We start from the raw sequence: 13,909 nt of genomic DNA on the forward strand, positions 1-13,909 counted from the left end.
AGGAAAAAATCATGTGTTATCCAGTAAAATCCTACGCCGCTTTTTCGGCAACTACACCACTTGCACCACACACTTTTGAACGCCGTGAGCTGCGTGAAGATGATGTGTTAATTGATATTTTATACTGTGGCGTGTGCCATTCCGATTTACATATGGCTCGCAACGATTGGGGCTGGACAAGCTATTATCCACTCGTTCCAGGGCACGAAATTATCGGACGCATCAGCAAAGTCGGTAAAAATGCCCAAAAATTCTCCGTTGGCGACTTGGTGGGCGTGGGCTGTATGGTGGATTCGTGCCGTGAATGCTCACCTTGTTCGCACGGTTTGGAGCAGTATTGCGAAAAGGGCAATATCGGCACTTACGGTGGTTTTGACCGTTTTGATAAAACTCCGACACAAGGGGGATACAGCACGGGCATTGTGGTGAGCGAAGATTTTGTCTTAAAAGTGTCTGAAAAATTAGACACCAAAGCCGTTGCTCCGCTGCTTTGTGCAGGTATTACCACTTACTCGCCACTTCGTCATTGGAATGTCAAAGCAGGCGATAAAGTGGCGGTTGTCGGCTTGGGCGGTCTTGGACATATGGCGGTTAAACTGGCTCACGCAATGGGAGCGGAAGTTACGCTGTTTACCCGTTCATTGAATAAATCAGACGATGCGTTCCGTCTAGGAGCGAGCCGTGTGGTGCTATCTACCGATGAAAATCAGATGAAAGAAGTGGCGAACACCTTTGATTTAATCATTGACACCGTGCCATACACCCACGATTTAAAACCCTATATCCCGACTTTGGCATTGGACGGCACGCTGGTGCTGGTAGGTCTAGTGGGCGAGCTTGAACAAACCATTAACACCGTGCCGATGATTACAGGTCGCCGTAGCATTGCTGCATCGGTAATTGGTGGCATTAAAGAGACCCAAGAAATGCTGGATTTCTGTGCTGAGCATAACATCGTACCAGATGTGGAAATGATTAATATGCAAGACATTAATACCGCTTATGAGCGAATGCAAAAGAGTGATGTGAAATATCGCTTTGTGGTGGATATGCAAAGTCTGAAAGACTAATTTATCATTAACTCATTGATATATAAACAAACCATTGGGCGTTTTGCTCAATGGTTTCATTTGATTTTTATGAAACCTTTTTTGAAAAAATGCTTAAAGTTTGCCCTTGCCACGCTGGGTGTTTTACTTGTGATTGTGGCGATTTTGGGCGTGATGTTGTACCGCAATTTGGGTGCATTGCCTGATGAAAGCCGTTTTGCCCAGTTGCCTTATTATAAAAACGGGCAATTTGTGAACCTTTATACCGATGATTTGCCCTATTATCCTGAGCAAGCCACTGGCAAGGGCGGTTTTATTCGTCACGACGGCTATACCCCAAACGGGCGTTTGCCAATGATTTCGCTGGATAAAACGAGTTTCAGCCAGCCTGAAAATTTCGCCTATTATTGGCTGGGGCACGCAAGTGCCATTTTGGAATTGGACGGACAACGTTTTTTGACCGATCCTGTGTTTGACAATGCCAATCCATTGAATTTGCCCTTGATTGCACCACGCTTTCAGGAAGCCCCGATTAGCCGTCAAAACCTGCCCGACATTGATGTGGTGCTGATTAGCCACGATCATTACGACCATTTGGAGGCGACCACCATTCGCCATTTGGCAGACAAAGCAAAACGCTTTATCGCACCGCTTGGCGTGGGGGCAAGATTAGAGTCGTGGGGCGTTTCGCCTGACAAAATCACCGAACTGGGCTGGGGAGAGTCCACTATGGTGGGGACAATCAAACTCACCGCCGAACCGACCCAGCACTACTCATCTCGCTGGACAAACGACCACAACAAAACCCTGTGGGCGTCTTTTGTGCTGGAAGGGAGCAAACGCTTGTATTGGAGTGGCGACACGGGTTACGCCCAGCATTTTAGCGATATTGGCAAAAAATACGGTGGATTTGACATCGCTTTTATGGAAATTGACGCTGCTAATTCAGGCTGGCCAAAAACGCATATGTTCGCTCATCAATCGGTGCAAGCAGTTCTGGATTTAAACGCCAAAAAAATGGTGCCAATGCACTGGGGCGTGTTTAGTCTTGGCAGAAATCTGTGGCATCAGTCGATTGATAATGCCGTTAAAAGTGCCAAAGAACACAATGTTCCGATTGATGTGCCAAAAATGGGCGAGAAATATACGGACGGTTTTGTGGGGGAGCGTTGGTGGGAAGAGAAATCTTTAAGACGAGAGTAACAACAAAACCCGAACAATATCTGAATGATTTGGAGAAGTTTGATGAAACACCTTGAAAGCTACCGTATTTTTAACGGCGAACAACAAATTTGGCAACATTTTTCAGCCAGCCTAAATTGTGAAATGAAATTTGCCATTTATTTGCCCGACACCGCCAAAAGCCAAAACTTGCCCGTGCTGTATTGGCTGTCTGGTTTGACTTGCACCGAGCAAAATTTTATTACCAAATCAGGCTACCAGCGTTATGCCGATGAGCATCATCTGATTGTGGTTGCCCCTGATACTTCGCCCCGTGGCGAGGGCGTGGCAGATGATACGGCTTATGATTTGGGGCAAGGGGCAGGCTTTTATCTGAATGCCACACAAGAGCCTTGGGCAAGTCATTATCAAATGTATGATTACATTGTGACCGAGTTGCCCAAGTTGATCAATGAACATTTCCCGACCAATGGCAAACAGTCCATTTTTGGGCATTCAATGGGTGGACACGGGGCGTTGACGATTGCCTTTAAAAATCTGGACAATTATCACAGCGTGTCGGCATTTTCGCCGATTGTCGCACCCATACAAGTCGCTTGGGGGCAAAAGGCATTTTTTGCATATTTAGGCGAAAAACAGACCGCTTGGCAGGACTACGACAGCGTGGCACTTTTGCAAAAACATCACGCCAACATCATTGCCAAAAATCTGCCGATTTTGATTGAACAAGGCGACAAAGATCAATTTTTAAGCGAGCAATTAAAGCCTGAACTGTTTTGCCAAATGGCAGATAAATTGGGCGTGAATTATCAGTTTCATCTGCGAGCAGGTTTTGATCACAGTTATTATTTTATTTCAAGTTTTATTGGCGAACACATCGCTTTTCACGCAACACATTTACGAGGATAACAATGCAGTTAATTTTAATTTTATTGGTCGTGCTGGCAGGAATGGGTTTATCCATTGAAGCTGGCTTATTAGGGCCTCTTGGGCAACAAGTCGGGCATTTATGGGCGACTTTTTCCATTTTTGGCGTGGGGGCAGGGCTGACATTTTTGCTGATGCTATTTTTCGCCCCAAGAAATGCTCCGTCCTTTTTTGCCCAGCCGTCTTGGCAACTGACAGGCGGGATTTTGGGGGTGGGCTATGTGGTGTTTTTGACTATGGCTGTGCCTGTGATTGGTATTGCAATGGCGATGATTGCGATTTTGGCAGGGCAAATTGGCAAAAGCCTTTTGATTGACCATTTTGGCTGGCTGGGTATGCCCAAAAAGAAAATGGACAAAAACCGTTTAATTGCCTTGGTATTTATTGTGATTGCCCTTGTGTTAGTGGCAATGGGGAAGGGAGCTTAATATGATTGGTTTGATGATTTTATTATCCTTTATTGGCGGGACTTTGTTGGCGATTCAGTCGGCGATTAACGGCAAATTAGGGGCAAGTGTGGGCGTATTTAAAAGTGCCTTTTTGACCTTTTCGGTGGGGGCATTATTGACCGCATTACTGATTTTCTTTTTTGAGCCACGCTATGAAACAAGCCTACTTGATGTGCCAAAATGGCAACTGCTCGGGGCGTTAATGGGCGTGCCATATATCATTATTATGGTGCTGGCGGTGCAAAAAATCGGCACGGCAACGGCAACCATTGCGGTGATTTTTGGGCAACTGTTGATGAGTATGCTGATTGACAGTTTTGGCTGGCTGGGCAATGCTCAAATCCCATTTTCCTATTATCGCTTGGGGGCGGTAATTTGCTTGGGTGTGGCGTTGTATTTTATTTACCAAAGTAACCGTGTATCCGAAAAATTGTAATTTTTGCAACTTTTTCGTGAAAAAAGACCGCTTGCTTCCCTAACTGAAATCCTTAATCAGTTGGTTAGTCCAACTTTTGGGGGCAGATCAAATCAACAAGCGGTTTTATTTTATGTAAAATTTGTAAATTCCTAATTTCTGCTTTTCTTTTCATTTTCTTTCATTATAATGCGAAAAGTTTTGAATCGAAACTTAGTGAAGGCTTAAAATGTCAAAACGAAACACTCAACAACGCCGTCATCTGATAGTACAAATGGTACAAACGCAAAATGAAGTCAGTGTAGATGAACTGGCTAGCTTATTTGAAACCTCAGAAGTTACTATTCGTAAAGATCTTACCGCTTTAGAGGAAAGTGGTTTTTTGTTGCGAAAATATGGCGGAGCAGTGAAGATTCCCTCCGAAATGATGGAAGAAGAATTTACCGAGCAACTTTCGATTCAAAAGAAAATGATCGCTCAAGCAGCAAGAGACTGCATTCGAGACCATAATCGTATTATTATTGACAGTGGCAGCACCACTGGGGCATTAGTCAAAGCCTTAAACCAAACCGGCTTAGTGGTTATGACTAATTCGCTGAATTTAGCAACTGAATTAACAGCGCTTGAATGTGAACCTACCGTGTTGATGACAGGAGGGACTTGGGATGCGAGATCAGAATCTTTTCAAGGGAAAGTAGCTGAACAAGTATTACGTTCGTATGATTTTGACCAACTGTTTATTGGTGCAGATGGTTTAGATTTAGCTCGTGGCACCACTACGTTTAATGAGTTGGTTGGATTAAGCCAAGTCATGGCAGAAGTAAGCCGCGAAGTGATTGTGTTAATTGAATCACAAAAAATCGGGCGGAAGATGCCTAATATCGAATTAGAATGGGGAAAAATCACTAAACTTATTACTGACAACCAATTAAGTTTTGAAACGAAAGAACAAATCGAAAAAATGGGTGTCGAAGTGGTTATCGCTAAAGGATCGAATTTTTAAACTTAATGAAAATAGGAAAGCAAATTTATGTGTGGAATTGTAGGTGCAGTAGCACAACGTGATATCGCAGAAATCTTAGTAGATGGTTTACACCGCTTAGAGTATCGTGGTTATGATTCAGCCGGTGTGGCGGTTTTAAATAGCGACGATAAACAAATGCAAATTGTACGTCGCGTGGGTAAAGTTAAAGCATTAGATGAAGCATTGGAAGCTAAACCGTTATTAGGCGGAACGGGGATTGCACATACCCGTTGGGCAACGCACGGTGAGCCGTCAGAAACCAATGCTCACCCACACCGTAGCGGTAAAATTGCGGTGGTGCATAACGGTATTATTGAAAACTATGAAGAACTAAAAGTAGTTTTACAAGAACGTGGTTATGTATTCCAATCACAAACCGATACTGAAGTTATCGCTCACTTAGTAGAGTGGGAGTTGCGTTCAGCTTCTTCATTATTAGAAGCGGTACAAAAAACAGTTGTACAGTTACGTGGTGCTTACGGTACAGTGGTATTAAACGAGGAAGAGCCGGAACATTTAATTGTGGCTCGTTCAGGCAGCCCACTTGTGATCGGTTATGGTGTGGGGGAAAATTTCCTTGCTTCAGACCCGCTTGCGTTATTGAGCGTAACCCGTCGCTTTGCCTATTTAGAAGAGGGTGATGTGGCTGAAATCACTCGCCGTACAGTAGATATTTACGACCGCCAAGGGAATAAAGTGGAACGTGAAATTCACGAAGGTAACTTTGAAGCAGATGCGGCTGATAAAGGTCAATATCGCCACTATATGCAAAAAGAAATCTTTGAGCAACCTGTGGCAATTATGAATACTTTAGATGGTCGTATTAAAGACGGTAAAGTAGATGTTTCTGCTATTGCACCAAATGCAGCAGAGATTTTATCTAAAGTACAGCACGTGCAAATTGTGGCTTGTGGTACCTCCTACAATGCAGGTATGGTAGCTCGCTATTGGTTTGAATCTTTAGCTGGGGTGAGTTGTGATGTGGAAATTGCTTCCGAATTCCGCTACCGCAAATTTGTCACACGCCCAAATAGCTTATTAATTACCCTTTCACAATCGGGTGAAACTGCGGATACTTTAGCGGCATTACGCTTAGCGAAAGAATCGGGTTATATGGCAGCGATGACTGTATGTAACGTGGCAAGCTCATCTTTAGTACGCGAATCTGATTTTGCTTTCTTAACCAAAGCAGGGGTTGAAATTGGTGTTGCTTCAACCAAAGCATTTACTACTCAATTAACGTGCTTATTATTGTTGAATGTTGCAATTGGTCGCTTACAAGGCAATATGAGCGAAGAGCAAGAACAGCACATTGTTCAATCTCTACAACGCTTGCCGGCACAAATTGAAAGTGCGTTAGTGTTCGATAAACAAATTGAGAAATTATCGGAAGATTTCGCCGATAAACACCACACCTTATTCTTAGGCCGTGGTGAATACTATCCGATTGCAATGGAATCTGCATTGAAATTAAAAGAGATTTCATACATTCACGCTGAAGCTTATGCAGCCGGTGAATTAAAACACGGTCCGTTAGCTTTAATTGATAGTGATATGCCTGTGGTCGTGGTTGCACCGGAAAATGATTTGCTAGAGAAAGTAAAATCTAACATTGAAGAAGTTCGTGCTCGTGGCGGTCAGCTATATGTATTTGCTGACCACGATGCAGGTTTTGAAGAAGCAGAAGGTTTTAAAACTATTGTTATGCCAAAAGTAGATGAGGTGACTGCACCGATTTTCTACACCGTGCCGTTACAACTACTTTCATACCACATTGCATTAATTAAAGGTACAGATGTAGATCAACCTCGTAACTTAGCGAAAGCGGTGACTGTAGAGTAATGTCAAAATAACGTTGTGCTAATCTTCCAATTTAAAGGTTAGGCTATTTTTATCAAAGGGCTGATTTCGCTATTATCGCAAAATCAGCCCTTTGACTTTATGGAGTTAACAAGTGAAAGATGTGTAAATTTTCTAGAAAATTTAACCGCTTGTAAGCCAGCGGGTTATTAAAATTCCGCAAATTGTCAGCACAATACCCCCTACCAAATGTAAGCTCAATACCATAGTAAACTCCCCCCATTTATCGGCTAATAATTTCTCGCTTAATTCGGCTGAAAAACTCGAAAAGGTTGTAAAGCTGCCGAGAAAACCTGTTATCAATAAAAGTTTTTCGTGTTCGCCTAAATTAAAGCCAATTGCAATGCCAATCAAGAAACAGCCTAACCAATTCACTAATAATGTACCGAATGCCAGCTGGCTAAATATCGGATTTAGCCAAACGCTTAAAGCCCAGCGAATTAAGGCACCTAATATAGCTCCGCTCGAAAGAAGAAAAATCGTATACATAAAATGATTTGCCTCATATTTATATTTTCACTTGTTATCAGGATACTACTTTTATCGATTTTTTGAAATTACACTCCAAAATAAGTTATTTTTATAAAAATAATGTGATTGAATTCACAAATTTAAATTTTGCTATTTGCTTAAAAAATATCATTTTGGCAATATCATTCCGAAAATATTTTCATTTTCAAACATTTTTCCATCGTTTTTCAATCATTTCATATTAAGGAGAAACTCTATGGACAGATCTTTACGTAACGCCTGTATTGGTGAGTTTATCGGCACAGGTTTTATTTTGTTCTTCGGTGCAGGCTGTGTAGCTGCAGCACAGTTAGCAGGAGCGAGTTTCGGTTTGTGGGAAATTGCAATTGTTTGGGGTATTGGGGTCTCTATGGCAATTTATATTTCCGCAGGTATTTCCGGTGCTCATCTTAATCCAGCCGTCACTATTGCTCTTGCAGCATTCTATGGTTTTGAAAAACACAAAATTCTTCCCTACATTATCGCTCAAATTGCCGGTGCTTTTTGTTCTGTTGCACTTATTTATTTTATGTATAGCGATCTCTTCATTGCCGCTGAAACAGCTCAAGGTATTGTAAGAGGCGAAACTGTTGGTTTTGCAGGAGTTTTCTCAACTTATCCAAATCCGAATATTACGCTTGTAACTGCCTTTATTGTGGAATTTGTGATTACGGCCGTATTAATGTCCACTATTTTAGCTATTGGTGATGACAAAAATGGCTTACCGAATAAAGCGTTAGCTGCATTGCTTATTGGTTTATTGATTGCGGTTATCGGTGGTGCAACCGGTCCGTTAACCGGCTTTGCAATGAATCCTGCCCGTGATTTTGGACCAAAACTGTTTGCATTCCTTGCCGGTTGGGGAGAAATTGCATTAACAGGTGGTAAAGAAATCCCTTATTTCATCATTCCAATCGTAGCTCCAATTTGTGGTGCATTAGCAGGTGCTTGGGGCTATAAAAATCTTATTCATAAAAACCTTCCGGCCAATAATTAGGAGTAAGCTATGAGCAAAGAATATATCATCGCACTTGATCAAGGTACAACCAGCTCTCGTGCTGTATTATTAGATAAAAATGCCAATGTTGTTGAAGTGGCACAACGTGAATTTACTCAAATTTATCCTCAAGCAGGCTGGGTAGAACATAACCCGATGGAAATTTGGGCAACACAAAGCTCAACCTTAAATGAAGTGGTAGCAAAAGCCGGCATTAAGCCGGAAAGCATTGCCGCAATTGGGATCACAAACCAGCGTGAGACCACTATTGTGTGGGAAAAAGAAAGCGGTAAACCTGTTTATAATGCGATTGTATGGCAATGCCGCCGTACTTCGCCGATTACCGATAAATTAAAAGCGGATGGTCACGACGAGTATATCCGCAAAACCACAGGTTTGGTGGTTGATCCTTATTTCTCCGGTACTAAAGTGAAGTGGATTTTAGACAATGTGGAAGGCGCGAGAGAAAAAGCCGAACGGGGTGAATTGCTCTTTGGCACAGTGGATACTTGGCTTGTCTGGAAGTTAACTCAAGGGAGAGTCCATGTTACTGACTACACTAACGCTTCCCGTACAATGTTGTTTAATATTCACACTAAACAATGGGACGATAAAATGTTGGAATTACTCAATATTCCACGCTCAATGTTGCCTGAAGTGAAAAATTCCTCTGAAGTTTACGGACAAACAAATATCGGTGGTCAAGGTGGCGTTCGTATTCCTGTGGCAGGAATTGCAGGCGACCAACAAGCTGCTCTTTATGGTCATTTGTGTGTGAGTGAAGGACAAGCAAAAAATACATACGGTACAGGCTGTTTTATGCTAATGCACACAGGGAAAACGGCAATTCAGTCTGAAAACGGCTTACTTACTACTATTGCATGTAACGCTAAGGGTGAACCGGAATACGCATTAGAAGGCTCGGTGTTTATTGCCGGTGCCTCTATTCAATGGTTACGTGATGAGCTAAAAATTGTGCATGATAGTTTTGATAGCGAATATTTTGCGACAAAAGAAGATGATTCTAATGGCGTGTATGTGGTACCTGCCTTTACCGGCTTAGGAGCACCTTATTGGGATCCGTACGCTCGAGGTGCGATTTTCGGCTTAACCCGAGGTGCAAACCGCAATCATATTGTGCGTGCAACATTAGAGTCTATCGCTTACCAAACTCGTGATGTATTAGAAGCAATGCAGTCTGATTCAAAAGCTAAGCTGCAATCATTGCGTGTGGATGGTGGAGCAACCGCAAATAATTTCTTAATGCAATTCCAAGCTGATATTTTAGATACTAAAGTAGAACGACCGAAAGTGAAAGAAGTCACCGCATTAGGGGCAGCTTATCTTGCAGGTCTTGCTGTTGGCTTCTGGAAAGACTTAGATGAACTGAAAGATAAGGCTGAAATTGAACGCACCTTTACTCCGGATGGCGATCAAGAAAAACGTGCAAAACGTTATAAAGGCTGGAAAAAAGCGGTTCGTCGTTCATTAGAGTGGGCGAAAGAGGATGCAGAAGAGTAATACTCTGATTTAAGCTAAGAGGGGAGCAAAGGAAACTAAGCTCCCTTTCATATCTTTTGGTTATATCAAATAGACATTTTTGATTTGTTGCAATTTATCCTTTCTTTTATGATGATGCTCATTTATAAAGCACTTATAAGGAGCAATCTATGTCTAAATTTCAAATTCATACTATTGAATCTGCCCCTGAAGCATCTCAAGATGCATTAAAAGCGGTTCAACAAGCAAATGGTTTTATTCCTAATTTGATTGGCGTATTAGCCAATGCACCGACAGCGTTAGAAACTTACCGTACGGTGGGAGGAATTAATGGTCGCAACAGCTTAACCGCGGAGGAGCGTGAGGTCGTACAAATTACCGCTGCGGTGGTTAATGGCTGCGGTTTCTGTGTCGCAGGTCATACTAAAATTGCCTCAAAATTATTAAAAATGCCGGAAGAGTTAGTCAATTCGCTACGTGCAACTGCTCGTATTGATTCAGATCCAAAACTTGATACTCTCGCTCGCTTTACTCTTGCGGTAATTTTACAGAGAGCAAAATTAACTGAAGCACAATTAAGTGAGTTTTTTGCTGCAGGTTATAATCAGCAAAACGCAATTGATGTTATTTTAGGTGTGAGTCTTGCAACCTTATGTAACTACGTCAACAACATTGCTGAAACCCCAATCAACCCGGAATTACAACCTTTTGCATAATGAGAGTATTATTAGAAATAAAAGCAAACCTTCAGGTTTGCTTTTTCTTTATATACTTAAGATATCAAGCGGTCAAATTTTGGTAAAAATTTACCAAAATCAAACCGCTTGTATGCATTAGCTCTTCGCTAATACTATTCTTAATTGTACTGCACTTGGCGTTACCACAGGTAGGAATGCGGCCTCTTTCCAACGGCGACTAAAGCCTGAAGTATCGTTCTTTAAGTAGCCACGCCCGCCACTTGCTTGTAGCTCAAGTAGAATGGTTTTGGCGACCACATCAACAATATCAATTCTTGCCTGAAACAGCGCTTTCGGGTGGCTGACAAAATATCCTTCTTCGTTTAAGCCGTTGAATAAGCGAGATTTAATATCGTTTAAAGCATCAGCTAAAGCCTGCCATTCTGAGGTTAAAATTTCACGGAATGAGAGTGTTTTTGCAATTTCGGCAAGGCTTTTTTCCACCAAGCCAAAAGGTAAACCAAATTGTAACCCTAAGAATGCCGGACGGGTTGCGGCTAAAAATTCCGGGGCATTGTCGGCTAAAATCCATTCCTCTTTTAATTCCACGTTTTCAAACACAAGAGCGGTGGTATTAGTGCCTTGCAATGCCATAAATTCCAGCTCTTTGGTACGGGTCAATCCTGCTGCAGTAGAAGGAATAGCAATCACAATCGGTGTGCTGCCGTTTTCAAAACCGGCAACAAAACTTGCTACAAAGCGATCTGAACGCAAATTGGTTACCCAAGGTAGGCGACCGTTTAAATAACGTTTGCCGTTTTCTTCTCGAATAGAGACATTCAATTCTTCAATCCCGGAAAGGAATTTCATTGCATTCGATAAACCTGTGCCGGCGGTTAAGTTGCCGCTTAGTAAATCCGACAGATAGGTTTCTCGGGGAAGAGGGTTTTTCGAGGCGATAATATGCTCAATAAAAGTGCGATGCCCCCAAGACACAAAAGCTGCTGCCAGTGAATGATTACCTAATTCACTAATCGCTTTAATCGCATCCACTAAATTGCCGCCGCTGCCGCCAAGATCAGTCGGCACGCCGATTTTAAATAGATTTTCGGCAGCAATATTGCGAATCAGTAAGTCTGCTCGTTCATTAGATTGGTCTAAACTTTCTGCATTGGCTTGCAGCCATTCGATAAAAGATGTTGAAAGAACTGACATTGTGTTTACTCCTTAAATATTTTAATTTAAGGCTATCTTAATGGGCTTTTTTATGGCGTAGAAATAAAATAAATGAACGAGATATGTTTTTTAGGAATAAAAACAAGCGGTCAAAAAAGAAAAATTTTTTGTAAAAAGGGAGGGTTAAAACCCTCCCCGACAGATTATTTTCCCCCTTTTGCTAATGCTAGTCGGATAAGACCATCTAACGCCCAGCCAATTAAGCCGATAATCACAATTACCGCCATCAGTTCGGAATATGCCAATCTATCTCGGGTGTCTAAAATAAAGTAGCCTAAGCCTTGGTTTACTCCTAACATTTCACATGGTACTAATACTACCCAAGCAATTCCAACCGCTACTCTTAAACCTGTTAAAACATGACCGGTAATTGCCGGTACTACAATTTTGCACAGTAATTCTTGGCGGGAAGCTGACATTACTTTCCCAAGCTGTAGCCATTGTGAATCAATATTTTTCACGCCTGATGTGGTGGAAATAATCAAAGACCATACTGTTGCAAACGCTAACAGGAAATAAATCGGCAAATCGCCCACGCCTAATAACATCACAATAATCGGCATCCACGAAAGTGGTGAAATCATACGTAATAACTGGAAGGACGGGGTGCAAAGCATTTCCAAATGACGGGAAAACCCTAGCAGTAAACCTATCGGTACACCAATGAGTAATGCTGAAATCAAACCAATAGCAATACGTTGCAGGCTGGTAATCAAATGTGGAAAAATATCTCCCGATGAAACCAGCCACATTAAGCTTTCCCATGTTTTTACAGGGGCAAGCATAGATGCCATGGGTAATTTTTGGCTAAGAATACTCACGCCCAGTTGCCAACCTAAAAGCAGAAGAAGTAAGCCTGCCAAGCCGTAGAGATAGTTTTGTTTCATACCTATTATTCCTATAAACCTTATACGCTGATTTGTTCTGTTCGTGTCCAGCCGGCTTGAAGATTGAACGTTTCAATCCAACCGTTATCTTCAATTGCTTTGCGGACAAATTTAGGCTCGTTAATCGCTTTGGCTGCCTCGGTTGGGTCAAGTGCTTGTAAAAAGGCATTGTTACCGGCAATGTGCGTCTCTTTTAGCATTTTCACTAATTCTTCCATATAAGAGTCGAACGGATAAGGTTGAAAACCAATACGTTCTTGATGCCATTGTGGATTTAAAATTGCTCCGCTTTCGATATATTTATCCCATTGAGCTTGAGTTGGTGCGAGTACGTTTTCCAACACTTTTTGATCATGCGGGGTATAGCCGCTTCCCCTAGCCAATAATTTTGCTGTTTCTGCACGGTTAGCGAGGGTGTAAACTTGAGCCTCAGTTAACGCATTTACTACTTTTTGCACCCATTGCGGGCGGTGCTGAATATCGTATTCGTGCATCAACGTTAAGCAGCAAGCGTGATCTTTCCAAACATCGCCACTAAAACGTAGCACCTTTCCGACACCTTTAGCTTCCGCCAAGGCATTAAAAGGCTCTGCCACAATAAAGCCGGAAATTGCTTCGCTTGCTAATGCTGCGACCATATCGGACGGAGCCATTACCGTTAAGCGAACTTCACCACTGCTCGGTTCTTTTTCGGTTATTTTTAGTCCATTTTCACGTAATAAGCGTTGTAATACGATATTGTGAATCGAATACCAAAACGGAATTGCGACTGTTTTGCCGGATAATTCGGCAATGCTGTTGATTTCCGGACGAACGGTTAAAGCTGACCCTGCTAAGTGGTTCCACATCACTGCCTTCACGGGCGCATTTGCCCCATATTTTGCCCATAGACTCATTGGAGAAAGTAAATGCACCACATTGACGTTACCGCTTAAAAAAGCTTCCACTAACTGTGCCCAGCTGCGAAACATCACCGGCTTTTCCACCTGTACTCCGTGCTTTTCAAATAGCCCTTTAGCGTGAGCTACCAGTAGTGGTGTGGCATCGGTAATCGGCAAATAACCAATCACAAGCGGTCGATTTTCTGCGGTTTTTTGCACTTGTTCACAGGCTTGCAGAAGCGGAAAGCTACCGGCAACCGAAAATAAGCTCAGTAGTTTCATAAAATCTCGACGTTGTTGATCCATAAATCCCCC

14 protein-coding genes are annotated in these 13,909 nt (G+C 42.3%); 10 read left to right on the forward strand and 4 right to left on the reverse strand.

Features of this window, described 5'->3' with window-relative positions:
• Positions 1 to 11: 11 nt before the first annotated feature.
• The 7 genes from A6B41_RS01410 (at position 12) to glmS (ending at position 6,888) form a co-directional block, all read left to right on the forward strand.
• Positions 12 to 1,070, forward strand: a complete 1,059-nt coding sequence (locus A6B41_RS01410) for an NAD(P)-dependent alcohol dehydrogenase (protein ID WP_027073339.1) — start codon at positions 12 to 14, stop codon at positions 1,068 to 1,070.
• An 81-nt stretch (positions 1,071 to 1,151) separates the two neighbouring features.
• Positions 1,152 to 2,252 carry an MBL fold metallo-hydrolase gene (locus A6B41_RS01415; protein ID WP_027073338.1) on the forward strand — a complete coding sequence of 367 codons (1,101 nt, stop codon included), beginning with the start codon at positions 1,152 to 1,154 and terminating at the stop codon, positions 2,250 to 2,252.
• A gap of 42 nt (positions 2,253 to 2,294) precedes the next feature.
• A complete protein-coding gene (gene fghA / locus A6B41_RS01420) occupies positions 2,295 to 3,140 on the forward strand; it encodes an S-formylglutathione hydrolase (protein WP_027073337.1) in 846 nt (281 codons plus the stop codon).
• 2 nt (positions 3,141 to 3,142) lie between these two features.
• A complete protein-coding gene (locus tag A6B41_RS01425) occupies positions 3,143 to 3,586 on the forward strand; it encodes a DMT family transporter (RefSeq protein WP_027073336.1) in 444 nt (147 codons plus the stop codon).
• A 1-nt stretch (position 3,587) separates the two neighbouring features.
• Positions 3,588 to 4,043 carry a DMT family transporter gene (locus A6B41_RS01430; RefSeq protein WP_027073335.1) on the forward strand — a complete coding sequence of 152 codons (456 nt, stop codon included), beginning with the start codon at positions 3,588 to 3,590 and terminating at the stop codon, positions 4,041 to 4,043.
• Positions 4,044 to 4,251: 208 nt separating this feature from the next.
• Positions 4,252 to 5,025, forward strand: a complete 774-nt coding sequence (locus tag A6B41_RS01435; protein ID WP_027073334.1) for a DeoR/GlpR family DNA-binding transcription regulator — start codon at positions 4,252 to 4,254, stop codon at positions 5,023 to 5,025.
• A 27-nt stretch (positions 5,026 to 5,052) separates the two neighbouring features.
• Complete coding sequence (gene glmS, locus A6B41_RS01440; protein ID WP_027073333.1) at positions 5,053 to 6,888, forward strand: glutamine--fructose-6-phosphate transaminase (isomerizing); 1,836 nt, start codon at positions 5,053 to 5,055, stop codon at positions 6,886 to 6,888.
• A 141-nt stretch (positions 6,889 to 7,029) separates the two neighbouring features.
• Here glmS and A6B41_RS01445 read toward each other — a convergent pair whose 3' ends face one another.
• Complete coding sequence (locus A6B41_RS01445; RefSeq protein WP_027073332.1) at positions 7,030 to 7,395, reverse strand: CrcB family protein; 366 nt, start codon at positions 7,393 to 7,395, stop codon at positions 7,030 to 7,032.
• Positions 7,396 to 7,633: 238 nt separating this feature from the next.
• Here A6B41_RS01445 and A6B41_RS01450 point away from each other — a divergent pair, with 238 nt between their 5' ends.
• The 3 genes from A6B41_RS01450 to A6B41_RS01460 all read left to right on the forward strand — a co-directional run bounded on the left by A6B41_RS01450 (position 7,634) and on the right by A6B41_RS01460 (position 10,629).
• On the forward strand, positions 7,634 to 8,413 hold the full coding sequence (locus A6B41_RS01450) for an MIP/aquaporin family protein (RefSeq protein ID WP_027073331.1): 780 nt from the start codon (positions 7,634 to 7,636) through the stop codon (positions 8,411 to 8,413).
• Positions 8,414 to 8,422: 9 nt separating this feature from the next.
• Positions 8,423 to 9,934, forward strand: a complete 1,512-nt coding sequence (gene glpK / locus A6B41_RS01455; protein ID WP_027073330.1) for a glycerol kinase GlpK — start codon at positions 8,423 to 8,425, stop codon at positions 9,932 to 9,934.
• 149 nt (positions 9,935 to 10,083) lie between these two features.
• Positions 10,084 to 10,629 (forward strand): carboxymuconolactone decarboxylase family protein, encoded by a 546-nt coding sequence (locus A6B41_RS01460; protein WP_027073329.1) that lies wholly within the window; start codon positions 10,084 to 10,086, stop codon positions 10,627 to 10,629.
• Positions 10,630 to 10,746: 117 nt separating this feature from the next.
• On the opposite strand, the gene A6B41_RS01465 is transcribed toward A6B41_RS01460, so the two are convergent.
• The 3 genes from A6B41_RS01465 to A6B41_RS01475 all read right to left on the reverse strand — a co-directional run bounded on the left by A6B41_RS01465 (position 10,747) and on the right by A6B41_RS01475 (position 13,900).
• Positions 10,747 to 11,805, reverse strand: coding sequence for an acyl-CoA dehydrogenase family protein (locus A6B41_RS01465; RefSeq protein WP_027073328.1), 1,059 nt, complete (start codon positions 11,803 to 11,805; stop codon positions 10,747 to 10,749).
• A gap of 164 nt (positions 11,806 to 11,969) precedes the next feature.
• Positions 11,970 to 12,713 (reverse strand): ABC transporter permease, encoded by a 744-nt coding sequence (locus A6B41_RS01470; protein WP_027073327.1) that lies wholly within the window; start codon positions 12,711 to 12,713, stop codon positions 11,970 to 11,972.
• A gap of 20 nt (positions 12,714 to 12,733) precedes the next feature.
• Complete coding sequence (locus A6B41_RS01475; protein WP_027073326.1) at positions 12,734 to 13,900, reverse strand: ABC transporter substrate-binding protein; 1,167 nt, start codon at positions 13,898 to 13,900, stop codon at positions 12,734 to 12,736.
• Between the last annotated feature and the right edge of the window lie 9 nt (positions 13,901 to 13,909).

Origin of the sequence: Mannheimia granulomatis (assembly GCF_013377255.1) — a bacterium.
Classification (GTDB): Bacteria; Pseudomonadota; Gammaproteobacteria; order Enterobacterales; family Pasteurellaceae; genus Mannheimia; species Mannheimia granulomatis.

Coding starts and splice junctions, on each gene's coding strand:
- A6B41_RS01410 (WP_027073339.1), top strand. CDS start 12: ATGTGTTATCCAGTAAAATCCTACGCCGCTTTTTCGGCAACTACACCA.
- glpK (WP_027073330.1), top strand. CDS start 8,423: ATGAGCAAAGAATATATCATCGCACTTGATCAAGGTACAACCAGCTCT.
- A6B41_RS01465 (WP_027073328.1), bottom strand. CDS start 11,805: ATGTCAGTTCTTTCAACATCTTTTATCGAATGGCTGCAAGCCAATGCA.
- A6B41_RS01450 (WP_027073331.1), top strand. CDS start 7,634: ATGGACAGATCTTTACGTAACGCCTGTATTGGTGAGTTTATCGGCACA.
- A6B41_RS01435 (WP_027073334.1), top strand. CDS start 4,252: ATGTCAAAACGAAACACTCAACAACGCCGTCATCTGATAGTACAAATG.
- A6B41_RS01460 (WP_027073329.1), top strand. CDS start 10,084: ATGTCTAAATTTCAAATTCATACTATTGAATCTGCCCCTGAAGCATCT.
- A6B41_RS01475 (WP_027073326.1), bottom strand. CDS start 13,900: ATGGATCAACAACGTCGAGATTTTATGAAACTACTGAGCTTATTTTCG.
- A6B41_RS01470 (WP_027073327.1), bottom strand. CDS start 12,713: ATGAAACAAAACTATCTCTACGGCTTGGCAGGCTTACTTCTTCTGCTT.
- A6B41_RS01425 (WP_027073336.1), top strand. CDS start 3,143: ATGCAGTTAATTTTAATTTTATTGGTCGTGCTGGCAGGAATGGGTTTA.
- A6B41_RS01445 (WP_027073332.1), bottom strand. CDS start 7,395: ATGTATACGATTTTTCTTCTTTCGAGCGGAGCTATATTAGGTGCCTTA.
- A6B41_RS01430 (WP_027073335.1), top strand. CDS start 3,588: ATGATTGGTTTGATGATTTTATTATCCTTTATTGGCGGGACTTTGTTG.
- fghA (WP_027073337.1), top strand. CDS start 2,295: ATGAAACACCTTGAAAGCTACCGTATTTTTAACGGCGAACAACAAATT.
- glmS (WP_027073333.1), top strand. CDS start 5,053: ATGTGTGGAATTGTAGGTGCAGTAGCACAACGTGATATCGCAGAAATC.